21 protein-coding genes are annotated in these 24,355 nt (G+C 34.1%); 12 read left to right on the top strand and 9 right to left on the bottom strand.

All coding sequences use genetic code 11. From position 1 onward, the window contains the following. Positions 1 to 26: 26 nt before the first annotated feature. Positions 27 to 632, top strand: a complete 606-nt coding sequence (locus C3L50_RS05980; RefSeq protein ID WP_103805257.1) for a hypothetical protein — start codon at positions 27 to 29, stop codon at positions 630 to 632. Here the strand turns inward: C3L50_RS05980 and C3L50_RS05975 are convergent. Further along, the gene (locus tag C3L50_RS05975; protein ID WP_103805256.1) at positions 627 to 1,328 is read right to left on the bottom strand and encodes a porin family protein; all 702 of its coding nucleotides are present in this window, start codon (positions 1,326 to 1,328) and stop codon (positions 627 to 629) included. The genes C3L50_RS05980 and C3L50_RS05975 overlap by 6 nt on opposite strands. A gap of 348 nt (positions 1,329 to 1,676) precedes the next feature. Between C3L50_RS05975 and C3L50_RS05970 the strand changes: the two genes are divergently transcribed. Then, positions 1,677 to 4,112: a GH36-type glycosyl hydrolase domain-containing protein gene (locus tag C3L50_RS05970; protein ID WP_103805255.1), complete on the top strand. Its 2,436-nt coding sequence runs from the start codon at positions 1,677 to 1,679 to the stop codon at positions 4,110 to 4,112. A gap of 76 nt (positions 4,113 to 4,188) precedes the next feature. On the opposite strand, the gene C3L50_RS05965 is transcribed toward C3L50_RS05970, so the two are convergent. After that, positions 4,189 to 5,061, bottom strand: coding sequence for a helix-turn-helix domain-containing protein (locus C3L50_RS05965; RefSeq protein ID WP_103805254.1), 873 nt, complete (start codon positions 5,059 to 5,061; stop codon positions 4,189 to 4,191). Between the two features lie 183 nt (positions 5,062 to 5,244). Between C3L50_RS05965 and C3L50_RS05960 the strand changes: the two genes are divergently transcribed. From C3L50_RS05960 to C3L50_RS05925, 8 genes are all read left to right on the top strand, one after another. Next, a complete protein-coding gene (locus C3L50_RS05960; protein ID WP_103805253.1) occupies positions 5,245 to 8,463 on the top strand; it encodes a SusC/RagA family TonB-linked outer membrane protein in 3,219 nt (1,072 codons plus the stop codon). A 17-nt stretch (positions 8,464 to 8,480) separates the two neighbouring features. Then, the gene (locus C3L50_RS05955; protein WP_103805252.1) at positions 8,481 to 10,187 is read left to right on the top strand and encodes a RagB/SusD family nutrient uptake outer membrane protein; all 1,707 of its coding nucleotides are present in this window, start codon (positions 8,481 to 8,483) and stop codon (positions 10,185 to 10,187) included. A 31-nt stretch (positions 10,188 to 10,218) separates the two neighbouring features. Next, a complete protein-coding gene (locus C3L50_RS05950) occupies positions 10,219 to 11,010 on the top strand; it encodes a hypothetical protein (protein ID WP_103805251.1) in 792 nt (263 codons plus the stop codon). Positions 11,011 to 11,155: 145 nt separating this feature from the next. Beyond that, complete coding sequence (locus C3L50_RS05945; protein WP_103805250.1) at positions 11,156 to 12,217, top strand: glycoside hydrolase family 16 protein; 1,062 nt, start codon at positions 11,156 to 11,158, stop codon at positions 12,215 to 12,217. A gap of 114 nt (positions 12,218 to 12,331) precedes the next feature. Then, positions 12,332 to 13,171, top strand: coding sequence for an endonuclease/exonuclease/phosphatase family protein (locus C3L50_RS05940; protein WP_103805249.1), 840 nt, complete (start codon positions 12,332 to 12,334; stop codon positions 13,169 to 13,171). 45 nt (positions 13,172 to 13,216) lie between these two features. Next, the gene (locus tag C3L50_RS05935; protein WP_103805248.1) at positions 13,217 to 15,412 is read left to right on the top strand and encodes a beta-glucosidase family protein; all 2,196 of its coding nucleotides are present in this window, start codon (positions 13,217 to 13,219) and stop codon (positions 15,410 to 15,412) included. Positions 15,413 to 15,415: 3 nt separating this feature from the next. After that, positions 15,416 to 17,113: a glycoside hydrolase family 9 protein gene (locus tag C3L50_RS05930; RefSeq protein ID WP_103805247.1), complete on the top strand. Its 1,698-nt coding sequence runs from the start codon at positions 15,416 to 15,418 to the stop codon at positions 17,111 to 17,113. A gap of 35 nt (positions 17,114 to 17,148) precedes the next feature. Next, entirely contained in the window at positions 17,149 to 18,747 is a 1,599-nt protein-coding gene (locus C3L50_RS05925; protein WP_103805246.1) for an MFS transporter, read from the top strand. An 81-nt stretch (positions 18,748 to 18,828) separates the two neighbouring features. Here the strand turns inward: C3L50_RS05925 and C3L50_RS05920 are convergent, their stop codons facing one another. Continuing rightward, the gene (locus tag C3L50_RS05920; protein WP_103805245.1) at positions 18,829 to 19,701 is read right to left on the bottom strand and encodes an AraC family transcriptional regulator; all 873 of its coding nucleotides are present in this window, start codon (positions 19,699 to 19,701) and stop codon (positions 18,829 to 18,831) included. A gap of 184 nt (positions 19,702 to 19,885) precedes the next feature. On the opposite strand from C3L50_RS05920, the gene C3L50_RS05915 reads away from it, so the two are divergent. Continuing rightward, entirely contained in the window at positions 19,886 to 20,479 is a 594-nt protein-coding gene (locus C3L50_RS05915; RefSeq protein WP_103805244.1) for a hypothetical protein, read from the top strand. A 56-nt stretch (positions 20,480 to 20,535) separates the two neighbouring features. Here C3L50_RS05915 and C3L50_RS05910 read toward each other — a convergent pair whose 3' ends face one another. From C3L50_RS05910 to C3L50_RS05890, 6 genes are all read right to left on the bottom strand, one after another. Then, positions 20,536 to 21,528, bottom strand: coding sequence for a Gfo/Idh/MocA family protein (locus tag C3L50_RS05910; RefSeq protein ID WP_103805243.1), 993 nt, complete (start codon positions 21,526 to 21,528; stop codon positions 20,536 to 20,538). 85 nt (positions 21,529 to 21,613) lie between these two features. Then, positions 21,614 to 21,949: a type II toxin-antitoxin system RelE/ParE family toxin gene (locus tag C3L50_RS05905; protein WP_103805242.1), complete on the bottom strand. Its 336-nt coding sequence runs from the start codon at positions 21,947 to 21,949 to the stop codon at positions 21,614 to 21,616. Beyond that, the gene (locus C3L50_RS16295; RefSeq protein ID WP_165783980.1) at positions 21,925 to 22,089 is read right to left on the bottom strand and encodes a hypothetical protein; all 165 of its coding nucleotides are present in this window, start codon (positions 22,087 to 22,089) and stop codon (positions 21,925 to 21,927) included. Before C3L50_RS16295 ends, C3L50_RS05905 begins: the two co-directional genes overlap by 25 nt. A 198-nt stretch (positions 22,090 to 22,287) precedes the next feature. Continuing rightward, the gene (locus C3L50_RS05900; RefSeq protein WP_103805241.1) at positions 22,288 to 22,734 is read right to left on the bottom strand and encodes a hypothetical protein; all 447 of its coding nucleotides are present in this window, start codon (positions 22,732 to 22,734) and stop codon (positions 22,288 to 22,290) included. A 93-nt stretch (positions 22,735 to 22,827) separates the two neighbouring features. After that, positions 22,828 to 23,304, bottom strand: a complete 477-nt coding sequence (locus C3L50_RS05895) for a hypothetical protein (RefSeq protein WP_133158855.1) — start codon at positions 23,302 to 23,304, stop codon at positions 22,828 to 22,830. A 56-nt stretch (positions 23,305 to 23,360) separates the two neighbouring features. Beyond that, positions 23,361 to 23,960: a hypothetical protein gene (locus C3L50_RS05890; RefSeq protein ID WP_133158854.1), complete on the bottom strand. Its 600-nt coding sequence runs from the start codon at positions 23,958 to 23,960 to the stop codon at positions 23,361 to 23,363. A 151-nt stretch (positions 23,961 to 24,111) separates the two neighbouring features. Here C3L50_RS05890 and C3L50_RS05885 point away from each other — a divergent pair, with 151 nt between their 5' ends. Further along, the gene (locus tag C3L50_RS05885; protein ID WP_103805238.1) at positions 24,112 to 24,339 is read left to right on the top strand and encodes a helix-turn-helix domain-containing protein; all 228 of its coding nucleotides are present in this window, start codon (positions 24,112 to 24,114) and stop codon (positions 24,337 to 24,339) included. The last annotated feature ends 16 nt before the right edge of the window (positions 24,340 to 24,355 follow it).

The following is a 24,355-nucleotide window of genomic DNA, read 5'->3' as shown; positions in this document are numbered from 1 at the left end:
TAAATATTTAATTTAAACAAGCACACTTGAAAAAAATCCTTCCTTTTTTTTCCTATTTATTCCATCCGTTATTCATTCCGGTATATGCAGCCTTATATTACTTTTTTATCAACAATTCCTATCATACCCATCCAGAAAAATACTTTGCTCTTTTTCAAATTGTCTTAATTACAATTGCCTTACCCATCCTGACGTATTTTATTTTAAAATCTACAGGAAAAGTGAATTCTATAATGATTCCCGATGTTTCTCAGCGCAAAATACCATTGTTTTTGCAATGTTTTATGATCGTTTTATTGATACAAAAAAGCATTACAATCTACCATTTTACCGAATTGTATTTTTTCTTTTTGGGAGGATTGCTAAGTACAATTGTAGCTTTGATTTTGTTGTTTTTTAAAACAAAAGCTAGTTTGCATATGGTATCCAGTAGTGCTTTAACGATTTTTGTACTGGCGCTAAGTCTTCACAATCAAACTCAGAATTTAATTTGGATTGCTTTTCTTGTACTTATGAATGGTTTTGTAGCCTCATCTAGACTAGAAATGGAAGCACATTCGCCAAAAGAATTAGTGATTGGTTTTTTAACAGGCTTACTTCCGCAACTGTTTTTGTTGTCTTTTTGGTTATAGAATATAAAACATGATTCCAACAATAAATGAATTCATGTCTATCGTTTCAGTATTAGTTTTTGCCGATTTAAACAACGGATTCAAACCATAATAAGCATAAACATTTATCGAATTGTACCCTGCAGAAAAATAAGTTCCGTATTGAAATTTATTAAAGTCTTTATTGTTACTCACTACAATTTTACCATTGGTATCCTTGTAAATTGATTTGTCATACATTAAATAGCCTGTTTTAAATCCTGCATACCATCGCCAAAATTTATGGCTTTCAAAAGTAGATGTTCTCCATCTAAACTCAATGGGCACTTCGACTAAAAGCTGACTGAATCTATTTTTATTATAAGTAACATTAGATTCAATTATTTCATAAACCGGAATTTGGTTAGACTCTGTAATCTTAAGATTCTGATTGTAGTTGTTGAATGCAAATCCTATTCCTGGTGCTATGGCAATGGTTCGTTTTTTATTGATGGGAAAGTCTCTAAGAAAACCCAAAGTTAATCCAGACGAAAATTTATCTTGTGTTAAACCTACGGGTTTCTTCTGCAAAGTATTAAGAGCGAAACTAAAATAAAACTGATCTTCTCTATAAAGAGAGTCAATTTTTATTTTAGGAGTTTCAACTAAACTTTCTGTCTCTTGCGAAAAAACAGGAAGAACTAATACGAAAAGCAAACAGCAAAGAAATAATCGCATACCTTATTTTTTAAGGGATAAAGTTATAAAAAAACACAACAGCAAAAATTTCTTTTTTTTTGGCAATAAAAACTAATCTCATAAATCCAGAAAAAACTAATCCTATCGACTGTTTAAAACTCTTTATTTTCTGATACGAAAGCTAGTTTGAGTTAAAAAAAGATAGGTAATAGACAAAATAGTATAAAGAAATATTTAGTTAGTTGGCTAATTTTGAAAAATGCTAATTATACCACCTGTCTATTATCAAATTAGCAAAAAAACCTATCTACCAATACGAATTAGTTACTATTAACCCTAAAACACAACTTTGATTGTGTTTTGAAGTTAATTTAAAATATAATAAAAATGAAATACGGCCATTTTGATGATGATTCTAGAGAATATGTAATCACAAACCCTAAAACACCTTACCCTTGGATTAATTATTTGGGGAATGAAGATTTTTTCTCCTTAACTTCAAATACTGGAGGTGGTTATACTTTTTATAAAGATGCAAAATTTAGAAGATTAACTCGTTATAGATATAATAATGTTCCTGTTGATAATGGCGGAAAATATTTTTACATAAAAGAAGGTGACTCCGTTTGGTCTCCAGGATGGAAACCCGTAAAAACAGAACTAGACCGCTACGAATGTCGTCACGGAATGAGTTACACTAAATTCAAAAGTTCTAAAAACGGAGTTCAAGCCGAAGTTTTACAGTTTATTCCACTAGGGTTTTGGGGCGAAATTCAAAAATTAAGCTTAAAAAATAATTCGTCGGAAGTAAAAAAATTAAAATTATTCTCCTTCATCGAATGGGCACTTTGGAATGCTGAGGACGATATGACCAATTTTCAAAGAAATTTCAGTACTGGCGAAGTGGAAGTCGAAGATTCCGTAATTTATCACAAAACAGAATTCAAAGAACGCCGAAATCATTATTCTTTTTATTCTGTAAACGAAGCCATCAAAGGGTTTGACACCGATAGAGAATCATTTATCGGATTGTACAATGGATTTGAAGCCCCAGAAGTAGTAACCGATGGAAAACCTAAAAATACCATAGCTCACGGATGGTCTCCTATAGCCTCCCATTATATCGAAGTCGAATTAAAACCAGGAGAAAGCAAAGATTATATTTTCATGCTTGGTTATGTTGAAGTTGCCGATGACCAAAAATGGGAAAGCAAATCAATCATCAATAAAAAACCAGCAAAGGCGATGATTGAAAAATACAATACAGTCGAAAAAGTAAAAGCCGCATTTAATGAATTAAAAATCTATTGGGACAATTTACTTAGCACAATTAATATCCAATCGGGTGACGAAAAACTAGATAGAATGGTCAATATCTGGAACCAATATCAATGTATGGTTACCTTTAATATGTCACGTTCTGCTTCGTTTTTCGAATCGGGAATTGGTCGCGGAATGGGCTTTCGAGATTCCAATCAAGATTTAATTGGTTTTGTACATCAAATTCCTGAAAGAGCCAGAGAACGCATTGTTGATATTGCTTCAACACAATTTGAAGATGGTTCTTGCTACCACCAATACCAGCCTTTGACCAAAAAAGGAAATGCCGCAATCGGAGGCGATTTCAACGATGACCCGCTTTGGCTAATCCTTTCAACCACTGAATACATCAAAGAAACTGGCGATTTTTCGCTACTCGACGAATTAGTTCCATTTGACAATGATCCTTCAAAAGCAAAAAGTCATTTTGAACATTTGAAAATTTCGTTTTACCACGTCGTAAATAATTTAGGACCTCATCAATTGCCCTTAATAGGACGAGCCGATTGGAACGACTGTTTGAACTTGAATTGTTTTTCAAACGACCCGAACGAATCTTTTCAAACTACTGGAAACAAAAAAGGCGAAACTGCCGAATCCCTTATGATTGCTGGATTATTTGTGGTTTATGGCAAAGAGTTTGTGAAACTGTGCCAACAAATAGGAAAAGAAACCGAAGCAATTGAAGCCGAAACTCACGTAAATAATATGATTGAAGCTGTAAAACAACACGGCTGGGATGGCGAATGGTATTTGAGAGCTTATGATTATTATGGCAAAAAAATAGGTTCTAACGAAAATGAAGAGGGAAAAATATTCATTGAGTCGCAAGGTTGGTGTTCTATGGCCGAGATTGGCAAAGAAGAAGGCTTGGTCGAGAAATCTTTGAATGCAGTAAAAGAACATTTAGATTGCGAATACGGAATAGTATTGAATAGTCCCGCATTTACAAAATATTATATCGAATATGGCGAAATTTCAACTTATCCAGCGGGTTACAAAGAAAACGGCGGTATCTTTTGTCACAACAACCCTTGGATTATGATTGGCGAAACGATGATAGGACGCGGTGATGCAGCTTATGATTATTACACCAAAATTGCTCCAAGTTTTTTAGAAGACATTTCTCAATTGCACAAAGTAGAGCCTTATGTTTATTGCCAAATGATTGCTGGTAAAGAAGCTTTTAAACCCGGAGAAGCTAAAAATTCTTGGTTATCAGGAACAGCATCTTGGAACTTTTATGCCATAACACAATATATTTTAGGTATAAAACCAGATTACAAAGGACTTTCGATAAATCCTTGTATTCCAACTAAATGGGATGGTTTCAAAATGACTCGAAAATTTAGAGGAGCAACATACAATATTGAGGTGTCAAACCCAAAACATATTAGTAAAGGTGTCGAAAAAATAATAGTAAATGGAACTACAATACACTCGAATATCATTCCAATATTAGAAAAAAATAAAACCCATGAAATAATTGTAATTATGGGCTAGGCATTTGTTAGTTAGTAATGAAAAACTCTCTTAGAATTTTAGTCTTCTTTGAGAGTTTTTCTATTATAATGAGGAGTTACAAAACTCTTTTTACCCCTATAAATTGTTTTTTGAATTCCTTTGGAGTTGTATTTTTAGCTTGTTTAAACAATCTATTAAAATTGGCAATATTATTAAATCCGCATCTAAAACTAATTTCTCCAATACTCAAATCAGTCTCTAACAACCATCTCGAGGCAAAACTAATTCGGGTGTCGTTTAAATAATGAACAAATGTTTTTCCTGTTCTTTGTTTGATAAATCTATTAAATGAAACAGGACTCATGTTGACCAACTTTGAAATCTCATCTAATGTGATAGTTTTCGAAAAATTTTCTTGAATATAATCGTACACTTTTTTAATTCGATCACTATTATGAAAATCTTCTTTTTCATCACTTAAAATAGAAAGCGATTTTTGATCTTCAGAAAGCGCAAGGTCATTCAGAATAGAAATAAACTCTAAATAATATGGCAAACCCGTAATTCTTGATAATAGCATAATTCTAGGCATCATCAAATTTGTGGTTTCACGAGAAAAAAGAATACCAAATCTTGCTCTATTAAACATATCGCTGATTGGCTTGAAAATTCTTCTCGACAACATTTTTTTATCTAGCAAATCATTGTGAATATGTATCGTGATTTCATAAATTTCTTTACAAGTACAATTGTGAAGCTCCCAACCGTGAACCACATTAGGTCCAACTAACACCAATTCTAAATCATCAATTTCATCTGTGTGATCGCCAACAATTCTTCGCACTCCTTTTCCTCTATAGATAAAGTTAAGTTCATATTCAGGATGAAAGTGTATAGGAAAATCAAAATCATCTTTGACCCTCTGTTCAACCAAAAAACTATCCTCAGGAATCAATCTAGTTATCTCTCTATATGCGTCTTTAATCATAAATAAATTTTATATATAATAATTAATTTGAAGAATAATTTCATGATTAGTAAAAAATGGATTAATAATTGACAAAAATCAATTAATATAAAATTAACATAATATTTACATTTGTAAATGTATTACTTTTTTTCATTAAGAGATAATACTTTTTAACTATTAACTAACCAAAATTTTAGAAAAATGAAATTAACAAAATTACTTATTTTTTGTTTTTTATCCGTTCTATTCTCAGTTTATGGACAAGCACAAGATGTATCCATAAAAGGGAAGGTAATTGACGAAAACGGATTACCCATTCCAGGAGTTTCCATTTTAATTAAAGGAACGCCAAAGGCAACCTCTTCGGACATGGATGGAAATTATCAATTAAAGGCCGATTCTAATGGCACTTTAGTTTTTAGCTTCGTGGGCTATGCCACCGTACAAGAACCTATTAAAGGTAGAACAACCATTAATGCTAATTTAAAACCTGAATCGCAATCGTTACAGGAAGTGGTTGTAATTGGGTATGGAACTCAAAAGAAAGGCTTGATTACTGGAGCAAGTTCCAACTTTAAAGGTGAAGATCTTGCAGCACTGAACACTGGTTCTGCAATGAGTGCACTACAAGGTATTGCTGCAGGTATCAGCATTACACAAAATAATGGATCGCCTGGAGCAGGAACAAGAGTAACCATTCGTGGATTGGGAACTATTGGTAACTCAAGTCCATTATACATTGTAGATGGAGTATCAGTAGGAAGCATCGATTATTTAAGTCCAGCTGATATTGAATCTATTGATGTACTTAAAGATGCCGCTTCAGCAGCAATTTATGGTTCTAGAGCAGCCAATGGTGTTGTTTTGGTAACTACTGTTAAAGGTCGTAAAGGTCGTCCTGCAAAAATTAGCTATGATTACTATTTTGGACTACAAAACATATACAAAAACTTGGATCCATTGAATGCCCAAGAATACATGTATATTAATGACGAAGGAAGAGTTAATGACGGCTTAGCACCAATTGACTGGAATGCAATGGTTCACGACAACAACTGGCTAGAAACTAATTATCCTGGAGCAGGAAAACAGCTAGGCGATGATGTTTGGGGTAAACTTCAAGTAGGCTGGAAAGGCACCAATTGGATTGATGAAATGACAAAAAAAGACGCTCCTGTTGTTAGCCACTCACTTAATATGACTGGTGGTAGCGAAGACATCACTTATTCTGCAGGTCTTTCTTATTTTGACCAAGACGGTATTCTTGGTGGCAACATTACCGATGCTGGTTACAAAAGGCTTACGGCTAGATTCAATACTACAATGGTTTTGAAAAAAAATGATAGACACAATATTATTACTGTAGGCGAAAACTTTACCTACTCTAACACTCAAAACAGATCTATTGCTACTGGTAACATTTATTGGAATGATTTGCATAACGCGTTAATTCAAAATCCTTTACAACCTGCTTATTGGCAAACTTCTATTGACAGAAACATTAATGAATTTGGATACACTCCTACTTTAGATGGTTTGAATACAGGACAAACCAATCCTTTAGCGGTAATGTATTACAGACATAATTACAACTATGGAAAAGGCAATAACATTACTGGAAATGCCTTTTTAGAAATTGAACCTTTTTTGAATTTAAAATTCAAATCGGTTTATGGAGTTGATTCTTGGTTTGGAAACGGAAGATCTATGAATCCAACCTACCATTTAGGCGTACTTTATAATGATGCTACAGATGGGGCCTCTCAAAACTCCTATTTTGGAGCCAACACTACTTGGACTAATACACTATCTTATGACAAAAAATTTGGAGAGCATAAAATTACAGCTGTAATAGGAACAGAATTACTTCGTGACCAAAGCAATATTAATTTAAGTGCAACTAGAAATAATTTATTATTTCCAGGCAATCCAAAATATGCCTATTTAAACAACACTCAAAGTCCTGCTTCTATTAGTGACATTAATGCTAGTGGTGCAGATTGGGCTGCAGGTGGTGGCGCTACACAATCTTTTTTTGCTAGAGCACAATACGATTATAAAGAAACGTACTTGCTTTCTGCTACAATGCGTGCTGATGGATCTTCAAGATTTCATCCAGACCACAGATGGGGTTATTTTCCTTCAGTTTCAGCGGGCTGGGTAATTACCAAAGAAGATTTTATGGCCAGTACTTCAAGCGTACTTAATTTTGCCAAGCTAAGAGCAAGTTGGGGGCAAAACGGAAATCAATCTATTGATGCTTTTCAATATATAGCCAATATTAATTATTCTTTCCCAGGATACTTCTTTGGAGACACAAAACCTGTTTCTGGTACTACAGCTGTAATTGGCAATGTTCCTAATGTTGAAATTGGATGGGAAACTTCAGAACAATTAGACTTTGGTATTGATGCAAAACTTTTGGATTCAAAACTAGGAGTAACATTTGATTGGTACAAAAAAACAACCATAGACTGGTTAGTAAAACCTGATGGTCAAGGTACGAATGGTGCACCAGCTCCTTTTATCAACGGCGGAAATGTTGAAAATTCAGGTATTGAATATTCTGTTAACTGGAATGATAAAATTGGAGATTTCAAATATGGCATTACCCTAAGTGGTGCTCATAACAGAAATGAAGTGACCAAAATTGCTAATGCAGATGGAATCATCCACGGACCAAGCAATGTATTGTCTCAAGGAACAGGAGAAGTTTCCAGAGTACAAGTTGGACAACCAATAGGCTATTTCTACGGCTACAAAACTGCAGGTATTATTCAAAACCAAAAAGAAGCAAGCGAGTGGTTAACTTCAGCGGGAACACCCTACTTCAATGATCAACGCCCTGGTGACGTTCGTTTTGTAGATCAAAATCAAGATGGTTTAATTGACGAGAAAGACAAAGTGTATTTAGGTAATCCTAATCCTGATTTTGAATTGGGTATTCAGTTGAATTTAGAATACAAAAATGTATATCTAAACACTACAATGGCTGGTAAATATGGCATGCAAGTAATGCAATCTTACAGATCATTTGCTGATAGTCCAAAACAAAACTATACATCAGATGTTTTCAATCGTTGGCATGGTGAAGGCACATCTAATACAATGCCTAGATTATCTGCTGTATCTAACAGAAATACACAATATGTTTCTGACATCTATATGCACGATGCCGATTATTTAAGAATTAACAATTTAACTTTAGGATATAATTTTAATAAAATGCTATCTGCTTTTAAATTTGTTTCGAACCTAAAAGTATATGCAGCAGTAAATAATTTATATACCTTTACTAAATATAGTGGTATGGATCCTGAAGTTCGTTTTGGACACGATGCTAGTTGGGCTTCTGGAATAGATCTTGGTTTATACCCACAAGCAAGAACAGTAATGTTTGGTTTAAGTGCTGATTTTTAATATAAAACTCAAAGACAATGAAAAAAATAACATATATAATAGCAATTGCCTCCGTTTTTGTTGCTACTAGTTGCACGGATTACTTAGATTCTGAGAATCTTTACGGAAAAAATTCAGAGAATTTTTATAAAACACCTACAGATATCAATGAAGCAATGGCGGGTGTTTACAATGCCATATACCTACCAAACGCCATGAGTGAAGAACAAATGGCTGCCAATTTAATGGACAATACAATGCTAGGTGGTGGTGGTCCTGATGATAAAGCCGCCAAATGGGTAGATAATTTTGAAGACCCGCTTGAAGACACCTATATTGATATGTGGAAACAATCTTATTATGGAATAACAAGAGCTAATGCAATTATCGATAAAACAGAGACTGCAGATTTTTCCAAGTATTTTTCTACTAAAGAAGAAGCGGATAAATTCAAAAGTCAAGCCATTGGTGAAGCCTTGTTTATGAGAGCCTTCTTTAACTTTAGATTGGCTAAATTTTTTGGTGGAATTCCGTTAATTAATTCACTTGATGCTGACAGAACTGTAGCAAGATCAACTTATACTGAAACTTTTGCACAAATAGCTAGTGATTTAAAATTGGCCATCGAAAAATTACCAGCTACTCCATTCCCAAGCATTCCAACAGCTAGTTATGGACATGCTAACAAATGGGTTGCCGAGGCTTATATGGCTCGTGTTTACTTACATTATACTGGTTATATGACCAACATAGAAGCAAAAGCCACTACAGATTTACCTTTAGTTGGAGGAGGAAAATTAAGTGCAACTGATGTTGCTGCCTATTTAAATGATTGTATGAGCAATAGTGGTCATGCTTTAGCTTCTGATTTTAGAAATCTATGGCCATACTCTTATATCAACAAAGCCGCTGGTAAAACAATATTGCCTTGGGCAGCCACTAACAATTTGTCTTGGGTTGGTCAAGATGGTTCTAAACCAACTTTTGGAACAGGAAATCTAGAAACCATGTTTGTTCAGCGTTTCTCATTTGGAGACTGGAACTGGACTAACGGCCCTTCTTACACTAACAGACTTTCCTTATTCACAGGATTGCGTGACAACTCATTGGTACCTTACGGACAAGGATGGGGAATGGGTACTGTGAGTCCAAAATTCTGGAGCAGTTGGGCAGATACCGATCCTAGAAAAGTAGGCTCAATTATTCAAGTAGGAAAAGTAGAGCAAGGAACAGATGGCTACAAAGGTGACAAAGGTGATCACGAAACTGGATTATTCAATAAGAAATATACTGCATTGCAATATCCAAATGCTGCTGGTAGCAATGTGGGGATGTTTGTTCAAATGTATAAATGGGGTAATACCGATATGCAATTAATGCACGCCCAAGATTTTATCTTTATGCGTTATGCCGATGTACTTTTAATGCACTCTGAAATTACTAAAACAGCTACAGGAATGAATGCTGTTAGAGCAAGAGCTGGTTTAGCACCTGTTGCCTATTCATTAGATGCTATAAAAGACGAACGTTCACACGAATTAGCTTTCGAAGCCTTACACTGGTTTGACTTGGTTCGCTGGGGAGATGTAGCTACAGCATTCAACGATACTTTCCCTGTGAGAAATTCTGGAAAAGACGCCACTTATTCTGTAAAATACAGAGCTGAAACCAAAGGATTACTTCCTATCCCAGAAACAGAAATGAGATTGTCAAATGGAGTTTATGTTCAAAATCCAGGTTGGTAAAATTTAATAAACTATTAATACAATTATTATTATGAAAAATATAAAATTAATGTATCTCCTATTGGCTTCGTTTATGCTGCTTTTTTCAGCCTGCGATCCAATTGTAAAGGAAGAAAACTTATCCGACACAACCAATGTTGAAGGGGTTCAATTAGTAGCTACTCAAAGTACTCCTGGAGGAAACGAAATCACCCTTAGTATGGTAACTCCCGGAATCTCTGGTTATTGGGATTATAACTTAGGACTTGCCCTAACGAATGAAAAAAAATTCATTTATCCAATACCAGGAAAAGCTACATTTAAATATGTTGGAACTTTAGGATCTCAATTCTTTTCCAAAACAATTGATGTACAGATTGACAAACTAGACCATGCTTTAGATCAAGATTGGTATGACTTAGTGAGCAACAACACCGCTGCGGGTAAAACTTGGGTGTTTGATGGCACTGCAAATGATGATAAACTTTGGTGGTTTATGTCGCCGCCTAACAATCCTGATGGTGCAATGGGAGCTTGGTGGAATGCTGGTGGAACTTGTTGTCCTCCTAGTGACTTTGCAGGAAAAATGAAATTCGATTTAAATGGAGCTGCAAACTACAACCATTACGAAACCCAAACTGCAACACCAACTAAAGGTAGCTTTGTGCTTGATGTAGCTAATAAAAAATTGATTATCAATAATTCAAAAATGTTAGGTTCTGCTGCTGGAAATAAAGATGGAGTATATCAAATTCTTGAGCTTACTCAAACCAGAATGGTGCTTTATTTAAACAATAGCGAAACTTATGGAACAGGTTGGACATTTGTTTTCAAACCACAATAATTAGTTAGTTAGTTTATATTCAAAAAGGGAAGATTTTATGCTTCCCTTTTTTGAATAATAGATTTTTTAAAATCATTAGAATACTGATTTAGGGCACAATTTATTTGGTGGTGAATACTTTACACCAATATAATCTACTCAAAAAATGAAAATATTTAAAAAAATTGTCGCATTACCAACACTTATATTAGTAGCCTTATTTAGCTGCAGTTCAGGCGATAGTGGAGACAAAAACACCCCTAACACTACATCAACAGTAGTAATAAACACTGAAATTGTTGGTATAACTACTCTATTGCCCAATGGAAATGGCACTGGCGTGGTTAAATTTAACGTCAGTCCAAATAATGCCACTTCTTATAAAATTGTATTTGGCGATGGCGAAACTTTAGAAACAACAACAGCAACTTTTACTCATACCTACACTTCAAGTGGAACAAAAACTTATGAAGTACAAGTAACAGCCTTCGACGGATTAAAATATTTTAGTGCAACAAAATCTATTGTAGTTTTTGTGGCACCTACTGAGGTTTGGGGTGACGAATTTGATGTTGACGGAGCACCAAATAGTACCAAATGGGGATATGATTTAGGCGCTGGTGGTTGGGGAAACAATGAACCTCAATACTACACCAATCGTCTTGATAATGCCATTGTTCAAGGAGGTGTTTTAAAAATTATCACCAAAAAAGAAAACTATTCAGGAAGTAGTTATACTTCTGCAAGACTTCTCTCAAAAGGCAAATTTTCTTTCAAATATGGCAAAGTTGAATTCAGAGCTAAAATGCCTTCGGGTGGAGGGACTTGGCCTGCTTTGTGGATGCTGGGTGACAACATTGACACTGCATCTTGGCCTGCGTGTGGAGAAATCGACGCAATGGAACATCTTGGAAATCAAATGAATAAAATATACGGAACCCTTCATTATCCTGGACATTCTGGAGCAACAGCCGATGGATCGACTACGATGATTTCTAATGCCGATACAGAATTTCATCTTTACTCAGTGGATTGGCGAGCCGATTATATTAAATTTTATGTTGACAATCAATTGTTTAAAACCTTTGCAAATACAGCAAGTACCCCTTTTAATGACAAATTTTTCTTGATTATTAATTGCGCCATTGGAGGTAACTTTGGAGGCACAATTGATCCCAATTTTGTTTCTTCCACTTTTGAAATTGATTATGTTAGAGTATATAATTAATGGTTTTGGTTAGTTAGCTTTTCATTATTTGCTTCTGTTGCCATTAACAGAAGCAATAATGAAAACAAAAAAATAAGTCAAATCATTTACTATCAATACTATAATAATTTAAAAATGAAATATTTATTAGCTATAATGACTACTTTCATTCTCACTTTAGGGAATGCTCAATCATTAAAGTTGATGACCTATAACATTCGTTTGGATGTTGAGGGAGATGGAGAAAACAATTGGTCTCATCGAAAAGAGTTTTTCACTTCGCAAATACAATTCTACGAACCCGATATTTTTGGCATTCAAGAAGCCTTACCCAATCAAGTTATTGACATTGCCTCAGCCCTTTCGACTTACAACCACATTGGGATTGGAAGAGACGGAATAAATAAAGGGGAATCTTCGAATATTTATTACAAAAAAGACCGTTTTGAAGTTTTGAAAAACAATACTTTTTGGCTTTCAGAAACACCCGATGTCATTTCTAAAGGTTGGGATGCAGCACTCAACAGGATTTGTACTTATGGTTTGTTTAAAGATTTGAAAACAAAAAATGTTTTTTGGGTTTTTAACACCCATTTAGATCACAAAGGAGAATTGGCAAAAACCAACGCCATCCTGCTCATTCTTTCGAAAATAAGCTCGCTAAACATAAACAAATATCCCGTGTTTTTTATGGGTGATTTCAACTCGAACCCTTCTGAGGAGAGAATAATTTCCCTAAAAAAAATAATGCTTGACACCAGAGATATTGCGGTAGAAAAACCATTTGGCCCCACAGGAACATTCAATGGATTCAAACACAACGAACCTGTAACTGAACTTATAGATTACATCTTTCTTTCGAAAAACAGCAATTTCAAAGTCCAAAAATTTGCGGTTTTAAGCGATTCTAAAGATTTAAAATACCCATCAGACCATTTGCCTGTTTATATAGAATTGTTATCTTTAAAAAAATGACTTTTGACAAAATAAAAATTACATCTATTAATAACAATACTTCACATGATTAAAAACGCATTCAAAATCACATTATTTACAATTATTTGTAATGCCATGATAGCTATAAATGCTCAAGAAACAACTAGCTCAAAAGCTATAGAAACTAAAATAGACCAAATTATTTCCTCTCTAACTTTAGAAGAAAAAGTGGCAATGTGCCATGCTCAGTCTAAATTTAGTTCTCCCGGAGTCGAAAGATTGGGAATTCCAGAACTCTGGATGTCTGATGGGCCTCATGGAGTTCGCGGTGAAATTAATTGGGACGATTGGGGCTATGCTAATTGGACAAACGACTCAATAACAGCTTTTCCTGCTTTAACTTGTTTGGCCTCGACATTTAATCCAAAATTAGCTAAAGATTATGGTATCAATGTTGGAGAAGAAGCACGCTATCGAAAAAAAGATGTGTTATTAGGTCCTGGTGTTAACATCTATAGATCTCCATTAAATGGGAGAAATTTTGAATACATGGGAGAAGATCCTTTCCTAGCTTCGAAAATGGTGGTTCCATACATTCAAGGAGTGCAACAAAATGGAGTGGCTGCTTGTGTAAAACATTATGCATTAAACAATCAAGAAGTTTGGAGAGACAAAATTAATGTAGTAGTCAGCGATAGAGCCCTGCACGAAATCTATTTACCCGCATTTAAAGCTGCCGTCGAAGAAGGGAAAGTTTGGTCAATAATGGGGTCTTACAATCAATTCAAAGGGCAACACTGCTGCCACAACAGCGTTTTATTGAATGATATTTTAAAAAAAGATTGGAATTTTGATGGCGTTGTAATCACCGATTGGGGTGGAGCTCACGACACCAAACAAGCAGCCCTTAATGGTTTGGACATCGAAATGGGAACAGGTACAGATGGCTTGACTAGCTCTAAAAAAAATGCTTACGATTATTACTATTTAGCCAATCCCTTTTTGAAATTAATTAAAAATGGAGAAATAAAAGAAGACATTTTAAACGATAAAGTGAGACGAATTTTGCGCTTAATGTTTCGCACCAATATGAATCCAAATCGTCCTTTAGGGAGAATTAACAATCAAGAACACCTTGATATAGCCCGAAAAATTGCAGGCGAAGGAATTGTGTTATTAAAAAACGAAGCTTCTTTCTTTCCGATAAATGCGACCAAAAAAATTACAATAGCTGTTATTGGCGAAAATGCTACAAAACCAATGACAATAGGCGGTGGATCCTCTGAATTGAAAGCCAAAAACGAAGTCTCTCCGCTTGACGGATTGAAAAATCGATTCAAAAACGCCACTATAATTCATGCTATGGGTTATGCTTCTGGGCCTTCGGCTTATGGAAGAGTGGTTCCTTCATCATTAGATGCCAATAAATTAAAACAAGAAGCTATTGAAGCGGCTTCAAAAGCAGATATTGTGCTTTTCTTTGGTGGATTAAATAAAAATTATCTCCAAGATTGCGAAGGTGGCGACAGAACAGAATACAAACTGCCTTTCGGACAAGATGAATTGTTAAATGAAATTTTAAAAGTAAATAAAAACACAGGAGTAGTATTAGTTAGCGGAAATGCTATAGAAATGCCTTGGATTTCGAATGTAAAAGCCATTATGCAAACTTGGTATTTAGGCAGTGTTGCTGGCGATGCCATTGCCGATGTAATTAGCGGAGATGTTAATCCTTCTGGGAAATTACCTTTTTCATTTCCTAAAAAATTAAGCGATAATGGAGCACATTCTTTCGGAGAATTGAGTTTTCCAGGAGATGGCGTGAATGAATATTACAAAGAAGATATTTTGGTGGGTTATCGTTGGCATGACACCAAGAAAATTAAACCCTTATTCGCCTTTGGAGAAGGACTTTCTTATACAACTTTCGAAATTTCGAACTTAGATTCCGACAAGAAAGCGTACTCAAAAGACGAATCAATTGTAATCTCAGGAAATGTTTCCAACAAAGGAAATGTTGACGGAGCCGAAGTGGTGCAAGTCTATATCGGAAAATTAAATTCAAAAGTGGCTAGAGCCGAAAAAGAATTGAAAGGTTTTCAAAAAGTAGCAGTTAAAAAAGGAGAAAACGCCAGTTTCAAAATTTCGATAGATGCCAAAAGTTTAAGTTTTTATGATGAAACCACTGCGGATTGGAATTTAGAAAAAGGCGATTACTTGATTTATATCGGAAATTCATCGGCTTCGATTTCGAAAAAAATAAAAATAACCATCCAATAAAACATGAAAACTCTCCTTTCGACATTGGTTTTACTGGTTACAATTAGTGTGTTTTCTCAGCAAGAAAACAAAGGGCTAACCATTTTAGTAAATCAGCTTGGATTTAAACCCAATTCCGAAAAAAGAGCTTTTATCAGTGATTCCGAAGAACGAAACTTTAAAATAATTAATAATTCAAACCAAGAAATAGTTTTTAAAGGCGAAATTTCCAGTCCAAAATATTGGGAACCTTCTGGCACAAATGTGGGTATTGCTGATTTTTCGAGTATTCAAAAACCGGGTAAATACTCTATTGTTGTGGGGAATTCTTCCAAAACAATTACTATTGACAATTCGGTTTATGAGGCTTTAGGAACAAAATCGCTTGAAGCCTTTTATTTGGCTCGTGCATCAGAACCTGTATTAGAAAAATATGCTGGAATTTACGCTCGTCCATTAGGTCATCCTGACAACATTGTATTTATTCACGCTTCGGCTGCTACTGATAAAAGACCCGAAGGAACTACCATTTTTTCACCAAGGGGTTGGTATGATGCTGGAGATTACAATAAATATATCGTGAATTCTGGGATTACGGTTCATACTTTACTTCAACTTTACGAATTGTTTCCTGAATATTGCAAAACCTTGAAATTGAAAATTCCAGAAAATTCCAATCAAGTTCCTGACCTTTTAGATGAAACATTGGTAAACTTGCGTTGGATGCTAACCATGCAAGATCCTAATGACGGTGGAGTTTACCACAAATTGACCTCCAAATATTTTTGCGGAATGGTGATGCCCGAGGACGACAAACTCGAACGATTTGTAGTGATGAAATCTACCGCAGCGACTTTAGATTTTGCTGCCGTAATGGCAAAAGCCAATCGCATTTTTTTTAAGATGGATCCCAATTTTGCCAATTCATGTTTGGTTGCATCGAAAAATGCTTGGAATTGGGCGCAAAAAAATCCAAATGTATTGTATGTGCAACCAAAGGATATTTCAACTGGCGAATATGGCGACAATAAAATAGAAGATGAAAAATATTGGGCTGCAATCGAATTGTATCTTTCTACTAAAAATGCGGATTATTTGAATGATTTGCCTACTAATTTAAAAATAACAACTCCAACTTGGTCACAAGTCGAATCGCTTGGTGCTTTTTCATTAATTGCCTCTACTGACAAAGTACCGGACAGTAAAATAAAAGACAAAATAGAGTTGGTCAAACAAAATTTATTAAAAACGGCTGATCAATTATGTCAGGCAAACCAAGTCTCTCCATTCCGAATTTCGATGAATTCTTTTTCTTGGGGAAGCAATAGCGATTTAGCTAATCAAAGTCTATTATTACTGCACGCCTATAAAATTTCTGGTGATAAAAAATATTTAAAAACCGCCGAAGATTGCTTGCATTATATATTAGGATCCAATCCATTAAATATGTGTTTTGTAACTAGTTTTGGAGAAAATAGTCCAAAACATATTCACGACCGACGCTCTTCAGCCGATAAAATCGAGACTCCAATTCCAGGTCTTTTAGTGGGTGGCCCTACAACAGCAGCTCGATCAGATTGTGGAGAAAGTAACTATAAATCAAACTTTCCAGCACTTTCCTATTTAGATATGGAATGCAGTTATTCTACCAATGAAATTGCCATTAACTGGAATGCTCCACTAGCTTTTCTTGTAAACGCAATCAATACTATTAACCAATAAAATTAATTTAAAAACCAACCAAAACCATTTTGAATATGAATAATAAAATATCGTTAAAAGAAAAAATAGGATATGCATTAGGAGACGGCGCTGCCAATATTGCTTGGAGAGGAGTTGCTACCTTTTTATTTATTTATTATACCGATGTTTTAGGATTAAGTCCCGTAGTTGTAGGTGTTTTAATGTTAGTCGCTCGTTTTAGCGACGGAATTGCCGATGTTTTGATGGGAATAATTGCAGACAGAACCACCTCCAAATATGGAAAATTTCGTCCTTGGATTTTATGGTCTGCCATTCCTTTGGGTGTAATTCTTGCCTTATTATTTACAAATCCTGACTTTGGATCTTCGGGAAAATTATTATATGCCTACTTAACCTATATCTTTTTTACTCTAATTTACACCGTAAACAACATTCCCTACGGAGCTTTAATGGCTGTAATGACGGGTGATGACAAAGAGAGAACTAGTTTAGGCTCTTTTAGAATGGCTGGAGCTTTTGGTGGCGGAATGATCGTGCAAGGAGCCTTACTCTTTTTGGTTGCTTATTACGGAAATGTGAATCCATCTATCGAAGTGAATCAATTGGCAGACAAAAAATTCAATGTTGTGGTTTTTACTTCAAATAATGTACAAAATGCTACTATCAAAACCGAAAACGGTTTTGCAACATTTGCTTACAACGACTCCACTTTAAGTCCTGATAAAAATGAGCCAACCAATAGAAAAAGTTTTTCTATGGAAGCCGATAAAAAATATTCATTTATTGTTGAGGGAGAGCCTAATATCAACGAAAGTTCTATTTCTATCATTGATCAAAATCGGGGTTATAGCAACTCGATGTATTTGATGTCGGTCTTTTTAACGTTCTTTATGTTCGTCACATTTTACACCACAAAAGAAAGGGTTCAACCACCAAAAACTCAAGAAAACAATTTAAAACAAGATTTGAAGGAATTAATTACAAACAAACCTTGGGTTGTATTGATGTTTGTTGGATTATTATTCAATGTTTATAATTCGATAAAACAAGGAATTGTAATTATCTATTTTACCCATTATTTAAACAATCAATTGTTATCAGCCTCTTTTTTGATTGGTTTAATGATAGTTTCAATAGCTGGTGCATTGGCTACAGCTCCTTTAGGAAAGAAATTTGGCAAACGTAATTTATTCATTTATTCGTTATTGTTTTCTGGAGCAGTAAATGCTTTACTAGTTTTTTGTGGACCAACCAATATTGAGGCTATTTTTGGACTTGGAATGGCATCTGAATTTGCTGCTGCTATGTTTCCTACCCTATTTTTCGTTATGCTTGGAGATGCAGCCGATTATTCTGAATTCAAAAACGGACGAAGAGCCACTGGACTTATTTATTCGGCGGGATCATTTGCTACAAAATTTGGAGGTGGAATTGCCGGAGCTATTATTGGTTTAATATTAGGTGCTTTTCACTACAATGGCCAAGATACAGCATCAATAAACGGTTCGATTCCAGGCATAATTATGCTAATGAGTTGGGTTCCTGCCATTATAACCATTATCGCAGCAGGATTTATGTTTTTATATCCGCTTAACCAAAAAAAGATGGACGAAATTACTGTGGAATTAAACTCTAGAAGATTAAAAGAATAATTTAAAAATGTCTATTTAATAGAAAACCCCTTAAAACGAAATTATTTTAAGGGGTTTTAATTTGAATTAATTCCATTAGAATTATACTAAAACCGAACGATGTTCTTTGCGATATTGTGATGCGCTTTTGCCTGTAAACTGTTGAAATGATTTGTTGAAATAACTAAAATTATTGAATCCGCTTTCGAAACAAACTTCGGTAATACTAATGGGTTTTTCGGCCAACAGCTTTGACGCGTGAACCAAACGGTATTCATTAACAAACTTGGTAAACGTTTTTCGAGTTATCTTTTTGAAATAGCGACACAAAGACGGCACCGTCATACTGACCAAATCGGCTACTTCTTCGAGCGTAATTTGTTCTTGAAAATTATTTTTCACATAATTAAATATAGTGTTGATTTTGTCATTGTCCTGCATTTGTAAATCCATCGAGAATCCTTCGGCATTCAAAACCTTGAATTCTGTGGCTTCTTCAAGTTCGCTTAAAATAGAAAGCAATGTCAGCAATCTTTCAAAAGGCATTTGATCTGCCATCGTTTCTAATTTACTTCCAATTCTTTTTTTGGTTTCGCCAATAAAAGCAATACCTGCTTTGGCTCTTTCAAAAAGTTGTTTGATTTTTTTCATTTCAGCAATTTCAAAAAAATGCTCTCCCAAAAAATCGGGTCTAAAATGAACCACTGTTTCTTTTGTGTTACCTGTATTCTCATCGGTAAAACCACAATGAGGCAAATTACTTCCAACAAGAATAAGAGCTCCATTGGTGTAATAAGAAATATGGCTACCTACTTGGCGCTTGCAAGAACCTCCATTTACATATATTAATTGTATTTCGGGATGGTAATGCCAGAAGGTTGCTGTACTATAATCATTATCTACATATTTAGTTAAAGAAAAGGAACTTCCGAAGGATGGTTCTATAATTTCTAATGCTGGGAGTATGTTTTTCATAATGCTGTTATTTAGAATGAGTACAAAATTAACCCAAATTAACACATGATTACCAATTTTAACCTATTTCGTTTTCGTAAAAGGTAATATATCACACAAATATGAAAAGAAAGTGCTATTTCGCATCACATCTCTACAATATCTTTGCTTCAAATAAATCATTATAAACCTAAAAATTAAAATTATGAAAAATTTATTTAAATTTAGTTTAGTGTTGGGAGTAGCATTATTAACTATGAACGTACATGCTAGTGATATTGATTTTTCGCTAGGTGTAAAAAAAGAAGAAGGAAGAATTATAACTATTGTGCTAAATGATGCAAAAAAAATGGATCTGTCTATTTATGATGTAAAAAATAGATTAATCCATTCAGAAAATGTAGCTTCTCAGAAAGTTATTAATAGAACATATGATTTGAAAGATTTACCTGAAGGGACTTACTATTTAGAAGCTGAATCTGAATTGAAAATTTCTAGATACAAAATTTCAGTCGTTGGGTCAACAGCTGTGCTATCAGAAACCGCTATTTCAGATATATACAAACCAGTTTTCATAGAAAAAGACGGACTGTTAACAGTAAGCTTCATTAATTCTCAAAAATCTTCAGCAACTATTAAAATTTATGACCACGAAGATAACGAAGTTTATGATAGTGGATTGTTGAAAGATCAAAAGATATCAAAAAGTTTTGATTTGTCTAACATTAAGTCTGATGGATACACATTTGTGATAAATTATGATGATAAGTCATTTATAAAATCTTTCGATAACAAATAGTTATATCAAAATTTTTAATCAAAGCAGCTTCATTTTGGAGCTGTTTTTTTTTGTGTTTATAAATTACCAAGAATTTTATCCATCACCCAACTAGTCTTTACCGCCGAAAAATCGGCAGATGGATGTTCGCTATTACCCAAAAGATGTTCTCTAATTCGTTCCACGTGATGCAATTGCACGTTTTCGGGATGTTCGATAAACAATTCCGTTTCGCCTTCGTCATTGGAAAGGATGATGGCATCATTTTCGAAAATGGAAAAATTGATTTTGCCTTTGGTTCCAGCAATTTCAACAATATCTTCACGTTTTTGGCTTCCAAAATTCCAATTGCCATTTCCTGTAACGCCCGATTCGTGAAGCCAGCAAGCGGTGATGGCATCCTTGGCCGAATACAATCCTTGTTGGTTCAAACTATAACCCGAAACCTCTTTGATATCTCCCAAAAGGAAAGTGAACAAGTCCAAACCGTGACTCGCCAAATCATCAAAATAACCACCAGGAGCTACTTTGGCATCGGTACGCCAATTGTATTTTCCCGACAAATCTTGTTCAGAAGCCGATTTGGTCAAATTCCATCGAATAGAACGCACTTCGCCAATTTTATTCTCGTCAAGCCAAGCTTTTATTTGTTCGAAACGAGGTAAAGTTCGTCTGTAATAAGCTGTGAACAAAGGAATGTTCTTGGTTTTAAAAGCTTCGTATATTTCGAGACTTTCGGTATAACTTGGTGCCAATGGTTTTTCGATACAGCAAATTTTTCCCACCAACGCCACTTTCAAACCATAAAAATGATGCGTGTCCGGCGGAGTGGCAATGTAAATGGCATCAATTTCGGGATCGTTGATTAAGGCATCGGCATCCGAATAATACTTGTCGATGTGATGTCTTTTGGCATAGTTGGCCGCTTTTTCGGCATCTCTTCGCATCACGGCTTCAATTTTGAAACCTTGAGTTTTTTGGTAGGCTGGGCCACTTTTTAGTTCAGTAACGTCGCCACATCCCAAGATGCCCCAACGGATTGTTTTTGTGTTTTCGGTGTTGTTTGCCATTTCAATATTTTAATTTGTAAAAATAACAGAATAGCCGATAATAGTCGTGAGGATGAAGAATTAATTTGAGGTACTGTCGAAAAAATTAATCAACTTTAATATTTCTTGATTCTTTGATGGATTTTGGAGAACGACTACCGTGAAAAGCTCTCAAAACTTCAATTCTGGTGGGTGTAATTCTGTAAATGATGAGGTAGGAACCAAAAATTATATTTCGGTATTTCTTGGTTTTTGTCTCCAGATGGTGACATTCAGGATGAAGTAAATATCGCGATTCGAGATTTTGAGTGTCCATTAATAGTTCATCAAAAAATGACAATGCAGCTTTTTCACCGAAGGTTGCTTCTCCATATTCAAAAATATCTTGAATATCTTTATAATAATAAACGGATTTGACTACTTTTTTCTTTGTAATCTCCATTTATCGAATCTAATTTTGAACTCATCTAATGTTAAAAATTCTCCTTCCTCAGCCTCTTTTATCAAAGAAGCCAGTTTCTTTTGAGACATTGGTTTGCCTGGAGTGGCAAGATTGTTAGAATTTTCGTTTTTCGTTTTCATAATTTGAATGCTACTTATTTTCAAATGTATAAAATTATTTTAGATAAATTATTTTTTTAGGGAATATATTGTGATTGAGGAAATTATGATATTTTGATTGTGTTGGTGGGCACGGAATGCAATTCCGCGCTAGCGTTAACGAGATAATTTATCTAAATCCGAGATTTCGGGTTGAGGGAATTAAGAGATTGTGATCCTTTACGGTATTGTATTTATTACTTTATTGTGCAATTCTTGTAGTTTCTCATTTGCTTTTATTATATCAATAAAAACACCTTTTGTTTTACTTTCCTGTTCATCGTGATTTTTTCTATTCATTTGAGATCTATCATCTATTATTATGCGTCCAATACCTTTTTCGGTACTTTCTTCAACACTTACAAAAGAGTGACTGAGAGCATTTCGTAAATTCTGCAAATTAACACCATTAATAAATTCCTCATTTAAATCAAGTTGTGGAATTTTTAAGTGCATTCCTGTGTCAAGTTGATCGTTTGTTATGTATGGAATTAATAAATATAGAGCGATTATTTCACTTACACCTGGTATTGAAAGTATTTTTAAATCCCCCTCTAAAATGCTTTTGGCAATTTCTGAAAGAAAAATTGAATGTTCTTGAAAATTTGTTTCTCTATCTTTATACATATTTTTTGTTTCAAAATTTTATGAAATATTTGGGACAATATACATCAGTTACTTAGAAAGCTGTTTTTTGATTAAATTAAAATAATCATTCAATTACTTTTTTACTCTAAGTTCTACATCTGATGTAATTCTGCTAACTATCAATATCCCATTACCATTAGTATCGTGTTGTGAATCAAATTCCATATTTGATCTTATCAAATCATCGTTATTGAAATCAAATACGATTTCCGTTGGGTTTTCAATCCAATCATCTATTCCATCACCTTTTATGTCTTCTATTTTTGCAGATACTTTATTGCTCTCCGCATTACAGTTTTGGATTATGTCAATTTGTCCATCAAAATATACAATAGTTAATTCTTTCTTTTTAGCATTCCAAATAATTTTAGACTCCTCTTTTTCCCAATCTGACCATCCAATTTGAAACTCATTATCAGAACGTTTTTGTCTGCTTTGAGAAATCTCAATTACAAAGTCAGATTCCATTTTGTTATCGGAAATGACTGTTTCATCTTTTGAACAACCTAAAGTAAATGTTATCAAAGCAAATAATAGTATTTTTTTCATTTTGTATTTTAGTTTAGTAATTAAAAGGGCATAAGCGTTAAGCATCCTTATTTTAGTTAGCTTTTAATTTTTATTTTCTTCTTAATCTTAGCAATTCTTCCTAAATAACCACCTTTAGTTCCATCATCTAAACCAAAAGAAATAGCCATTTCGCAAATATTTATTGCTTTTTCATATTCTCCAATTTCTGTAAGAACCGTTGAATAAATTTGAAAAACTAAAATTCTTGGCAATTCGCCATATTCATTTTGTAAAGCCTCCATAAGTATTGGTAATTCGCTTAAGTGCTTTTCACAGTATTCTATGCAAAGATTATTAAAACGTTCAGCATTTCGTAATTTATAAGTTTGTGAAATTATTCCTTGGAGTAAAAAATGTCTATTGATAAGAGTAGTTTTCAAATCAGAAACTTGTAGCATTTCATCTAAATTTCCACTTAAACGAGCGTTGTATACTTCATCAAAACCTCGTTCTCTTTCTTTCTTTGAATACCCTTTGTCTAGTTCAAACACCTCCTGCTCATTCTTTATTTCTTGTGTAAATTCTTTATTATTTTCATCTTTACAAACTGTTTTTAGATCATTTGTGTTTTGCTTTTCTCTTTCCAAATTCGAAGAAAAAAGGGAGTTTTTAATCTTTAATATAATTTTTTTCATTTTCATTTAGATTAATAATTCAACAATAGTAAACATTCTAAACTACTTTCCTTTACGGCTTTCCACATTTGAGGAAAATATTATTCAAATTTAAGAAAAATGGTCGCTTTTACGCGTCCAAGTTGTTTTTATTTGTTTTTGACCTTTGATTATGATTTCAGGGGCAAATTTTTTAATAAATTTAGGAAGACACATCCGGCAAATAAGAGAAAGAAAAAATCTATCTCAACAAAATTTAGCTGATATATGTGATTTGCCAAAGACTACTATAGGGAGAATCGAAAGAGCTGAAATGAACACTACAATAAAAACTCTCGTTAAAATTGCTAACGCTTTAGAAATTGAGCCAAAAGAACTGCTAAATTTCCAAATTAAATAATAAATCAGTTTTATCT

The organism is Flavobacterium alvei (assembly GCF_002920895.1).
GTDB lineage: Bacteria > Bacteroidota > Bacteroidia > Flavobacteriales > Flavobacteriaceae > Flavobacterium > Flavobacterium alvei.
Note: the sequence above shows the minus strand (reverse complement) of the source record. Positions and strands in the feature narration are given on the sequence as shown.